Source organism: Cereibacter changlensis JA139 (assembly GCF_003034985.1).
Classification (GTDB): Bacteria; Pseudomonadota; Alphaproteobacteria; order Rhodobacterales; family Rhodobacteraceae; genus Cereibacter; species Cereibacter changlensis.
Genome location: NZ_PZKG01000135.1, coordinates 1 through 10004 on the forward strand (window position 1 = coordinate 1; position 10004 = coordinate 10004).

Genomic DNA, 10004 nt, shown 5'->3' on the forward strand with positions numbered 1-10004 from the left:
TCCCCGACGCACGACCCCCGGCAACCCGGCGGCGAAGGCGGGACAGGCCATGAGCAGGGCTGCGGCAAGCTTCCACATCGGATGCCCCGGGTTGCGGTGCGTCCATTGTGCCATAACGCCGGTCGACTCGCCAGCAGGACGGATCGGTTCCCGGGTTTGCCCACGCCTCTGGATCGCCGCAAGACCGCACCGCGTCATGATGGAGCCTGTTGCTCCGCGCGACGAGCGTCCCCGCGTGACGCCGTCGATCCAGCGCTCAAACGGTCGGGATGGTCGCTGCCCCCTGATCATTCGGTCCGCGGCTTCGCGCGCGCCACTGCGCCGCCGAGCGCCTGGCAAGACCAAACGGGGAGCTGGACCCTGCACCGACAGGGAGCGACGACTGCTTCCGATGCGGTTTCCGACGGCTGGCGAGCCTGCGGGCTCGGCGCGGTGCGGGGCTCTTCGCCGGCACGCTGCCTGCCGACGACTACTTCGCCCGGGTCCATGCCGAGGACCGCGCAGGGGTGCAGGCCGCCTTCGACGACGTGATGGACGCGCCGGAGCACACCAGCGTCGCCTTCTCGCATCGCCTCACCCTGCCGGACGGCGCGACGCGCTGGCTCTCGTCCCATGGCGAGTTGGTGCGCGATCACCGCGACGCCCTGCCCCCTCGCGGTCGTGAAACCGCTCGCCTTTCTCGGCAAGCCCATCCTGACGCATCAGCTGGAGCGTGCCCTGAGCGGCTGCTGCCGGGACCTCGGAAAGGTCGCCGAGTGAGCGATGGGGGCGGCCGGGCCAAGGCGATCGTTTCTGCTCAGGATGATCGGTTTCCGGGCGGCGCAGCGCCGGCGATCAGTCGCTCCACCAGGCGGTGCGCTCCCGCCGGTGCAGGGCGCGCAGCCGGGCGAAGGCCGTGTCTTCCGTCTGCATCCGGTCCCAGGCCGCCTTCAGGACCGGCCCGGCCGGCTTCAGCGCGAAGAACGGCTCAAGCCGCCAGTAGAGGTTGCGCAGCGTGTCATCGGTGCCGACGGTGAAGCAGGACAGTCCGCCGAACAGCGGGACGAGCTCGGTCTGCAGCCGGTCGATGCGCGCCGGGTCGGGACGCGCCGGGTCGGGACGCGTCACATCGGCGGTGATGAAGCGCTCGGTCTCGTAGAGTTTCACGCTGTTGGTCAGCAGCGAGACGAGAGCGGCGACGGCGCGCTGCGCCGGATCCGGATGATGCTCGGCAAAGCTGTCGCAGGCCGAAACCAGCCAGCGCAGGTCGAGCCGCTGGCAGAGGAAATCGCCCTCCGCCTCCCAGAGCCGCAGCAGGCGGGCGAAGCTTTCATCGGTTCGATAGCCGCGCCGGATCAGCACGATCAGCTCGGCATGGACGTAGAGCAACTCCGGCTGGCCGGAGAATTCGCAGCGCAGGTTCTCCAGATGCTGCGGCAGGGATTTCTCGGAACCACGGGTCTGCTTCGGCGCGCCGGCCTCGATGATCCGGCGCTTCATCGCCGCCAGATCGGCCTCCTCTGCCGGAAGTTTCGCGCCGAAGCGCTTGCGGTGCTGGTTCAGCGAGAGGAGGCGGCGCAGCAGTCCCGGCTTGCGTCTCATCCCGTTCTCCCTCTGCGATGCTCCATGCCCTGCCTGATGGTCTGCCGGGCGGCTTTGCTCAAGAGCGATTTTGCCTTATTGCAGCTGCAACCGCGCGGCGCAGGGGCAAAGGTGCGAAAATCAGTCCTCCGGCTGTTCTACAGCCGTCGCCGCAATGGCGAGATCAACTTCGGCGACGACATCTCGCCGCTTCTTGTCGCCCGCCTCACCGGGCGGCAGGTCGTGCATGCGCGCGTGTCGGGCTGCGATCTGGCGGCGATCGGCAGCATCGTCGAAATGATCGCCGAGCGGCGCTGGAAGCGGCTGCTCAGGCTGCGCCTGACGCCGGTGTCGATCTGGGGCTCGGGCTGCCTGACCGGAGGCGGCGGCGTGAGCGATGCCCTCGTCGCGCCCCTGGCGCTGCGCGGCCCGCTGACGGCGCAGCGGCTGGGAAACCGGCATCCCGTGCCCTTCGGCGATCCCGGCTTGCTGTTCGACCGGCTGCACCGCCCCACTGGACCCAAGCGGTTCCACTGGGGCATCGTGCTGCATTACCGTGACGCGGCCAGTGATCTGGGGGCGCGGCTGCTGGCCGGGACGCCGCAGGCCACGCTCATCCCGGTGAATGGCGACCCGCTGGAAACCCTGCGCCGCATCGGCGACTGCGCGCAGATCGTCTCGTCCAGCCTGCACGGGCTGGTCGCAGCCGACTGCTTCGGCCTGCCGAACTGGCGGCTGCGCATGCTCGACGCCCCGGAAGACCCGGATTTCAAGTTCCGCGACTATGCCGCGGCCATCGGCCGCGCCGACATCGCGGCGACCGATGCTCCTTCCGACGGACGGCTAGACCCGCTGTTCCGCGCCGAAGACGGCGATTTCGGCTATTTCCGCGCCCTGCCCGCGGTTGCCGATTGTCTGGAGGCGGCCCTGTGCAGCAGATTCTGAGAGGTCACGTCGCCGGCCAAAGCGCCATCGCCACCTCGGGATCGATGTCGAAGCGGTGCGCAGCAAGCATGGCGCGGAAGGCCGGCGACAGATCGTCGGAGCCGCGCTCGCCCGGCCGGCGCGCCGCGCCGTCGATCACGGATTTCAGCTGACGCGAGGCCTGCTTCTGATCGACGAAGGGACGGATCTTCCGTCGCGACGGATAGTTGAGCAGACGGTCGCGCAGGTCGCGCAGCCAGGGGCGCGGGAAGCGGAAGATCCCGTCATGCAGCCACAGGCTGGCCATATCCTGCCGCTGCGCCACATGTTGCCAGGCCAGGGTCAGCAGCACCTGGTCCCAGACCTGCGGATGGGCGGCGCAGAACTCGGCCCATCGCTGCACCAGCGCGCCCGCCGCCTCGGTCTTGCCGAGATAGACGAAGCTGGAGATGTCGTACCAGCCGTGGCGCCGGACCAGCGCGATGTCGAAGGGGTTATCGAACACCACATGCGGCAGGCGCAGAAGCTCGGCGTCGGCGTCGATCCAGCAGATCGGCCGGTCGCTTTCCGTCCAGGCCCGAGCGATGAAACCGGCCTTCAGCCCGGTATTGGCGACCCAGCTGCCGCGCGACGGGATCGCTTCGATGCGATGTGCGAGGCCCAGCCGGTCGAGCGATCGCGCCAGCCGCGCCGCCAGCGCGGCATAGGGCGTATCGGCGGTGTAGTAGGAGACGAAGAGCGGCGGCCTGGCGCCGGGGCGCTCGTAGAGGTCGATCTCCTGCCCGAGCTGTGATCGGGCGATCAGATCCGTTCCCTCGGGATGGCGCAGATGGGCCAGCGCACGGCCCGGCGCGACTTCGCAAGCGGCTCGCCACTCCGGTCGCGCCGGCGCGAGGAACGCGCGGCAGGCGTCGGCCCGGCTCATCGGCGCAGGCGCAGCAGGGTGAGGCCGCGCACTGCCAGCGCCGCGACGCGCGGCCAGAGCTCCGGCACCCGCACCCCTTCGCGCCGCAGGACGACCATCACCGCCCGGTCGGTGGTCGAGCCGGAAAGCGCCTTGCGGTGGATGCGCGACAGCACCTTGCGCCGCCGAGCCCGATAGCCTTCGACATCGAACACTGCGGCGAAGCGGTCGAGCTTGCCCAGGGCGTCGAGCGTGACGATGGTGCGCTGACATTTCTTGCAGTCCGAGCAGTTCAGCCGCCCCGCCCTCGCGCGCTCCGCCGGCGAGGAGGTGCAGACATCCAGCTGGCGCTGCGCCAGCGGATCGTCGGCCAGCAGGGCGATCTTGTCCTGCCGCGTCAGACCGGCCCCGGCCGAGATCACAGTCAGCCGCTCGGTCGACAGCAGCGGCAGCAACAGCGGATCGAGATAGGCCGTCGACAGCGCCTTCGCTGCGCGCAGCCCAGCGATGCCGATCTGGTCATAGGGATAGGCGGAGGAGCAGAGATAATATTGCAGGCTGTCGGCGAAGATATGGGCGACCGCCACGTTGCGCAGACTGTGGCTGTGGTCGAAATTCGGATCGATCGGGCGGAACAGGTCGTCCAGATTCGAATCGACCTGCAGCGCGGCCAGCCCCTGCCCTGCCGCGAATTCGGCGTGCCGGCGCGCCGAAGCCGCAAAGGCGGCCTGCGCCCCCGCGCGCGGACCGAAGGCGCCGACGTTGTGCAGCGAGACATGGGTCAGCCGCAGCGCGGCCGGCACGTCCGGCCGGGTGTAGAGCAGCCAGGTGGCGAAACTGTCCACCCCGCCGGAAAAGCCGGAAGCCGCGCCACCTGTGGTTTGCAGCTCGGGGGGCAGAATGCCGGCCTGCGCATGAATGCCGATGCGGCGCAGCCGCGGATCATAGGCCAGCAGCAGGTCCTGAAGATCGCCGCGCAGCGCGGAAAGCAGCCGGGGCGACAGCGACGCCTCGATCCGCAGGTCGCGGCCGGTGAGCATCGCCGGATAGATCAGCGCAATGGCCGCCCAGTTCGGCTCGGTCAGCGCCAGCGGACCCACCGCGCCCGACTGGATGTCGAACCAGAGCCGTTCGGGCAGGCCTTCCCCCTCGAGCAGACAGGAGAGCCTCGGCGCCCCGGTTACGGCGCTCTGCCGAAAATCGCTCACCCGTATCGTCTTGCGCGGCGCCGCGCCGTGCTGCGCCTTCGGCATCCCGGCGCCGATCATGACTGGACCGCCGCGAGCCATCTGTTCTGCGCCTCCGTCGGACAGGGCCACTCCGGCGTCTGGAAGCCGCAACCGAAAGCTGCCGACGGCTGGATCAGCCGCGACTCCGCCCGACCCAGCACCGCGACGCGCCGAACCAGCATGCAGAGCTGCGCCGCGATCCGTCGCCGGGTCTGGGCGAAGGTCTTCCGCTTCGCGCGCGGCTCCCTGTCGATGGCCGAAACCGTCTGCAGCGGCGGCTCGATCCCGAGGCCTTCGCACTGGTCGAGCTGGATCGCCATCGCCGGATCGACCTGATAGCTGGTCAGGCCCCGCGTGGCGCAGATCACCGCATCCGACAGCCCGGCGCGGCGCTCCACCGCGCCGATCAGCCTGCGGGCGCCCGAGGGAAACAGTACATAGGCCGCGGCGCCGCTGCGATCCTGATAGAGGCGGCGCAGCCGGACCTCGCCGGCGCGCATCATCGGTGCGCGGGCGACCAGTTTCCGCCGCCCCCGGGTTTCCAGCGACACGTGATCGACCCCCGACAGCGTCTCGATCCCCGCAAGCACCTGCGCCACACCCTCCGCGAGCAGGGCGTCATCTTCGAGGACAAGCACGGGGGAGGCGCCGCGCGCGATGCGCCGCCAGAGATCGAGATGGCTGAGAAGACACGCCCGTTCGGTCAGCCGCAACGGTCGTTGCCAGGACCCCCAGTACCGAGCCCGTTCGCCGGCCGCCAGCCCCGCCGCGGGCACGGCCACGGTGAAGGTGAAGTCGAGCCCCAGCCTGCGCATCTGGCGCTCCTGAAACGCGCGCCGGCATTTCTCTTCCGCAAGGTTGATGATGAAAGCGTGCACGTTTCTCCTTATCACCCGTGAACAAGCAGCGCCCGGCGCAGCCAGACATCCATTCCGCACGAGGCGGCGTAGACTTCAAAATCATATTTCAAGGGCTGCGTCGAGTGTCGCCCCTGAATGCAGCGCCCCCGTGACTTCCTTGGCCGGTTGCAGAGAAGGGACGACCCTCCGGATCGAGCCCGCCGCGCGCCATCCGAGACGGATCGGCAGCCTCCTCGACCGGGCGGCGCCGACTGTCCGGAGCCCAGGATGTGACTGGGCGTGCAGGTTTTCGGAGCCGACCTTCAATGTTCAGCGACAACCAGCTTGGCCGGTGCCGGCAACCACCTTGGCCGGTGGGGCTGCCCTCCAGACGGGCATGCCCGTCTGGAGGGCAGCCCCACCGGCCTGAGTGATTTCAAGGAAGGTGCTGGTCGCTGCGGGTTGGTAAGCCAGGTTCCTCTGCCGTCAAACGGAGGACCCGGGTTGGCCTACAGATCCATCAAAGACCAGCAATTGAGATTATACATGTCCGACCTCCCGAAGCACAGTCAGCGCACATCGGCCGCCCGCGCCGGGTTCAGCGAGCGCACGGCCCGACGGTTCGATGCCAATCCGACGCTGCCCTCGAACCGCAAGATCGTTCACGGGCGCACGGTGGCCGATCCCCTCGAAGGTTATTGGGAGGGCAACATCCTTCCCTTGCTGGAGAGGGACAGCGCCTTGCAGGCCTGCACCCGCTGGCCTTCCCCGACGATCGGATCCGGCGCACCTTGGAACGGCGGGTGCGGCAGTGGCGGGCGCTGAACGGGCCCGAGCGCGACATCATCTTCCGCCAGACGCCAGAGCCGGGCCGCATGGCCCAGTCGGACTTCACCCATGCCGAGGAGCTGGAGGTGACAAGCGCGGGCCAGCCATTCCCGCATCTGCTCTACCCCTTCGTCATGGTCTACAGCCGGTGGGAGCATGTCGCTGTGGTCCTGGGCGGGGAAAAGCTTCACGGCGCTTGCCGAGAACTTGCAGCAGGCGCTGTGGTCCCTCGGCGGAGCGCCGCAGGAGCATCGGACCGACAGCCTTTCGGCCGCTTTCCGCAATCTGACCGCAGACCAGCGCGAGGACATCACCAAGCGCTACAATGGCTTCGTCGGCCATTACGGCATGGACGCCAGCCGCAACAACCGCGGCGAGGCGCACGAGAACGGCGCGGTGGAGTCCCAGAACAGGCGCTGATTCTGCGCTGCAGCCGCGACTTCGCCAGCATCGAGGACTACCAGCGCTTCATCGACATCCTGGTGGCGCGGCGCAACCGGCAGCGGGCGGCCGCCATTCAGGCGGAACGCGCACATCTGAAGCCCCTGCCGCCCCGTCGCACCACCGACTTCACCGAGACCGTGGTTCCGGTCACCCGCACCGGCGGCTTTCTGGTCAAGAGCATCTTCTACAGCGCCCCGTAGCAGCTGATCGGGCAGCGCTTGCGGGTCCACCTTTACGACGATCGCCTTGAGGCCTTTCTCGGCAGCACCCTGGTCGTCACCCATACAAGGGCGCGAGGTCGCGGCAATGGCCATCGCGTGCCTGTCATCAACTACCATAACGTCATCCATGCCCTGCGGCGCAAACCGCAAGCCCTGTGGAGCTCGATCTACCGCGACAGCCTGTTCCCGCGAACCGAATACGCTGAGGCCTGGAAGGTGCTGCAGCGCGATCTGACCCGCCGCGACGCCTGCCGCCGGATGGTCGACCTGCTGTTCATCGCCCACGACCAAGCCTGCGAGGCGGAGCTCGCGCATCTCCTGGCGGATGATCTTGGCGCCAGCCGGGCGCCAGATCCTGACCTGCTGATGCTCCGCCTGAGCCCGAAGCAAACGGCGCTGCCAAGGGATGTCGCCGTCGCCCATCCCTCGCTCGACAGCTTCGATGCCCTTCTGGGAGCCTGCGCATGACCTCCCGCGAGATCGACATCCACACGCTGCCAGGCATGCTGACCGCGCTGCGCCTGCCTAGCTTCCACAAACTCTGGACCGAGATCGCCCCCCGCGCCGATGCCGAAGGCTGGCCCGCTGCCCGCTTTCTGGCCGTCCTCGCGGAATACGAGCTGGCCGAACGCGACATGCGCCGCATCCAGCGCCATCTGAACGAGGCGCAGCTTCCAGCCGGCAAGACGCTGGCGACCTTCGACTTCAAGGCGCTGCCGACCTTGCCGCGCGCCCGGGTCGAGGCTCTCGCGGCCGGCGACTGGCTGGAGGGTGGCGGCAACCTGATCGCCATCGGCAATTCCGGCACGGGCAAGACGCACGTCCTCTGTGCCATCGGCCATGCCCTGATCGAGGCCGGCCACCGTGTGTTCTACACCCGCACCAGCGATCTGGTGCAGCGCCTTCAGGCCGCCCGCCGCGATCTGATCCTCGAAGCCGCGTTGGCCAAGCTCGACAAGTTCGACCTGATCATCCTTGACGACATCACCTACGCCCACAAGGATCAGGCCGAGACAGGCGTGCTCTTCGAACTGATCGCCCGGCGCTACGAATACCGCAGCATCGCGATCGCAGCTAATCAACCCTTTAGCGGCTGGGACGGCGCTGTTGCGCAAATCGGCCGAGGGATTCATCTCGTGAGTCCAGCGTGGTAACTGGGCTGCATGAGCAGACGGACACCCTCGACCTACAAGACCCGGAACTGGCCAAGCTACAACAAGGCGCTCAAGCGCCGCGGTTCACTGGCGATCTGGTTTGATCCCACCATTACATGGGCAGCCGCGCCCACTGGCAAGCGTGGCCGCCAGCCCGAGTACAGTGACGCCGCGATCCAGACCTGCCTGACGATGAAGGTGCTGTTCGGCATGGCGTTGCGTCAGACGACGGGGTTCGTCGAGAGCCTGCTACGTCTGATCGGCCTGGACTGGGCGGCGCCCGACTTCAGCACGCTGTCGCGCCGCCAGAAGACCCTGAAGGTGAACATCCCCTACCGCGGCTCGGACGGTCCGCTGCACTTGCTGATCGACAGCACCGGCATCAAGGTCGAGGGCGAAGGGGAGTGGAACGCCCGCAAACACGGCGGCACGAAGCGCCGTGTATGGCGCAAGATCCATATCGGCATCGACGAGAGATCATTGGAGATCCGCGCCGCCGAGTTCACCACCAGTGACGTGGGCGACGCCCCCATGCTGCCCGAGTTGCTGGACCAGTTACCGCCCGAGCAGGAGATTGCCACCGTCACCGCCGACGGCGCCTTCGACACCCGCAAATGCCACGACGCCATTGCAGCCCATGGCGCCGCCACGATCATTCCGCCCCGCAAGAACGCCAAACCTTGGAAGCCAGACACCCCCGGTGCTGTCGCCCGCAACGAGATCCTGCGCACATCGAAGCGCGTCGGTCGGACAATCTGGCGACGATGGAGCGGCTATCACCGCCGAAGCCGAGCCGAAACCAAGATGCACTGCATCAAGCTCCTGGGTCAGCGCCTGTCCGCGCGCCAGTTCGACCGTCAGGTTGCAGAGTTCCAAGTGCGTGTCGCCGTCCTCAACGGCTTCACCGCGCTCGGCACACCTATCACAAATGTCGCAGGATAGGTCTGTCCGGCGAAAGGGGAGGTCCGTCATCACCCGATCTGTGCAACATGTGTAACCGCCCCTTGCGCAAGAGGGATCTTCAGAGCTTCCTTTGGCGCGCCATCGGGTGCTGACATGTGTCCGGCCTCTTTTGCAGCCGTCACCATGCTGCGGGCCCGTATGGTGTCCGAGGGTCGGGTCCAGATCAAAGCCGCGTGCTCGAAGGCACTCTGTTGCACACTGGTTCTCCCGGTCCCGTCTCACGACGATTGCGCCAAACTGCTCCTTGCCCTCTTACGCTCCGACGCCCTCGCGACCGACGGCCGATTTACACCGCCGCGGCCGGAGCCTTGTAGACGCCACCTCGGGCCATCAGAGCCCAAACGATCCGCGCCATTTTGTTTGCCAATGCGACACGCACCAGCATCGGTGGCTTGCGCGTCAACATTCCGCCGAGCCATGTGCCCGGTCGGGCAGAAGCATGGACGTGGCGTTTGATGATCACGCTGTTGGCGCCGATGCTCAGCAGGCGCCGCGGGGATCGCTCGCCCATCTTCGTCGTGGCCCCAAGCCTCTGTTTGCCGCCCGTCGAATGCTGCCGTGGCACGAGGCCAAGCCAGGGTGAGCGGGATCAGGAAACGGTCCGGGGGACCGTTTCCCCCGCGAACAAGTCACGCGCCTTGCGGAAAGTCTCGGGCGGCGGGGCCAATACCGCAATGGCCGTGGCGATCAGGGGACCGATGCCCGGCACAGTCATCAGCCGGCGGGCCACCTCGTTCTTCTTTGCACGCGCCTCGATCTCGACGTCGAGCCTGCCGATCTCGGCCTCGAGATGCGAAAGCGCCGCGACCAGCACCGTCAAAGTGGCAACAGCGTCGGCGGGCAGGCCGCTGTCGGCATCTTGCACAATGGCGATCAGCCGGGCGGCGTTGGCCGCTCCCTTGGGCACGACCTGCCCGAACTCACCCAGATGGCCTCGC

Annotated in this window: 7 protein-coding genes and 3 pseudogenes; 5 read left to right on the plus strand and 5 right to left on the minus strand. The window is 67.7% G+C overall.

What is annotated here, in order from left to right; genetic code table 11:
- Nucleotides 1-455: 455 nt before the first annotated feature.
- A pseudogene (locus C5F48_RS26480) lies at nucleotides 456-623 on the plus strand (PAS domain-containing protein); the annotation flags it as partial.
- A gap of 211 nt (nucleotides 624-834) precedes the next feature.
- Here C5F48_RS26480 and C5F48_RS19280 read toward each other — a convergent pair.
- Nucleotides 835-1581, minus strand: coding sequence for a hypothetical protein (locus C5F48_RS19280; RefSeq protein ID WP_107665443.1), 747 nt, complete (start codon nucleotides 1579-1581; stop codon nucleotides 835-837).
- 111 nt (nucleotides 1582-1692) lie between these two features.
- Here C5F48_RS19280 and C5F48_RS19285 point away from each other — a divergent pair, with 111 nt between their 5' ends.
- Entirely contained in the window at nucleotides 1693-2505 is an 813-nt protein-coding gene (locus C5F48_RS19285) for a glycosyltransferase family protein (RefSeq protein ID WP_146170652.1), read from the plus strand.
- Nucleotides 2506-2509: 4 nt separating this feature from the next.
- Here the strand turns inward: C5F48_RS19285 and C5F48_RS19290 are convergent, their stop codons facing one another.
- Genes C5F48_RS19290 through C5F48_RS19300 form a run of 3 tightly spaced genes read right to left on the minus strand, consistent with a single transcriptional unit; the run spans nucleotide 2510 to nucleotide 5495 of the window.
- Complete coding sequence (locus tag C5F48_RS19290; protein WP_107665445.1) at nucleotides 2510-3409, minus strand: hypothetical protein; 900 nt, start codon at nucleotides 3407-3409, stop codon at nucleotides 2510-2512.
- A complete protein-coding gene (locus C5F48_RS19295; protein WP_146603653.1) occupies nucleotides 3406-4677 on the minus strand; it encodes a hypothetical protein in 1272 nt (423 codons plus the stop codon). The genes C5F48_RS19290 and C5F48_RS19295 overlap by 4 nt, the downstream gene beginning before the upstream one ends.
- Nucleotides 4653-5495 carry a glycosyltransferase family 25 protein gene (locus tag C5F48_RS19300; protein WP_170139699.1) on the minus strand — a complete coding sequence of 281 codons (843 nt, stop codon included), beginning with the start codon at nucleotides 5493-5495 and terminating at the stop codon, nucleotides 4653-4655. Before C5F48_RS19300 ends, C5F48_RS19295 begins: the two co-directional genes overlap by 25 nt.
- Nucleotides 5496-5960: 465 nt before the next feature.
- Here C5F48_RS19300 and istA point away from each other — a divergent pair.
- The 3 genes and pseudogenes from istA to C5F48_RS19315 all read left to right on the plus strand — a co-directional run bounded on the left by istA (nucleotide 5961) and on the right by C5F48_RS19315 (nucleotide 9045).
- Nucleotides 5961-7417: pseudogene (gene istA / locus C5F48_RS26485) on the plus strand (IS21 family transposase).
- Nucleotides 7414-8103, plus strand: coding sequence for an IS21-like element helper ATPase IstB (gene istB, locus C5F48_RS19310; protein ID WP_107665448.1), 690 nt, complete (start codon nucleotides 7414-7416; stop codon nucleotides 8101-8103). Before istA ends, istB begins: the two are co-directional and overlap by 4 nt.
- Nucleotides 8104-8112: 9 nt before the next feature.
- The gene (locus C5F48_RS19315) at nucleotides 8113-9045 is read left to right on the plus strand and encodes an IS5 family transposase (RefSeq protein ID WP_107665449.1); all 933 of its coding nucleotides are present in this window, start codon (nucleotides 8113-8115) and stop codon (nucleotides 9043-9045) included.
- 307 nt (nucleotides 9046-9352) lie between these two features.
- Here the strand turns inward: C5F48_RS19315 and C5F48_RS19320 are convergent.
- Nucleotides 9353-10004 (minus strand): annotated as a pseudogene (locus tag C5F48_RS19320) (transposase); the annotation flags it as partial.

Excerpts from the sequence above, each read along its gene's own strand:
- C5F48_RS19295 (WP_146603653.1), bottom strand. The coding sequence starts at position 4,677 with ATGGCTCGCGGCGGTCCAGTCATGATCGGCGCCGGGATGCCGAAGGCG.
- C5F48_RS19315 (WP_107665449.1), top strand. The coding sequence starts at position 8,113 with ATGAGCAGACGGACACCCTCGACCTACAAGACCCGGAACTGGCCAAGC.
- C5F48_RS19290 (WP_107665445.1), bottom strand. The coding sequence starts at position 3,409 with ATGAGCCGGGCCGACGCCTGCCGCGCGTTCCTCGCGCCGGCGCGACCG.
- C5F48_RS19280 (WP_107665443.1), bottom strand. The coding sequence starts at position 1,581 with ATGAGACGCAAGCCGGGACTGCTGCGCCGCCTCCTCTCGCTGAACCAG.
- istB (WP_107665448.1), top strand. The coding sequence starts at position 7,414 with ATGACCTCCCGCGAGATCGACATCCACACGCTGCCAGGCATGCTGACC.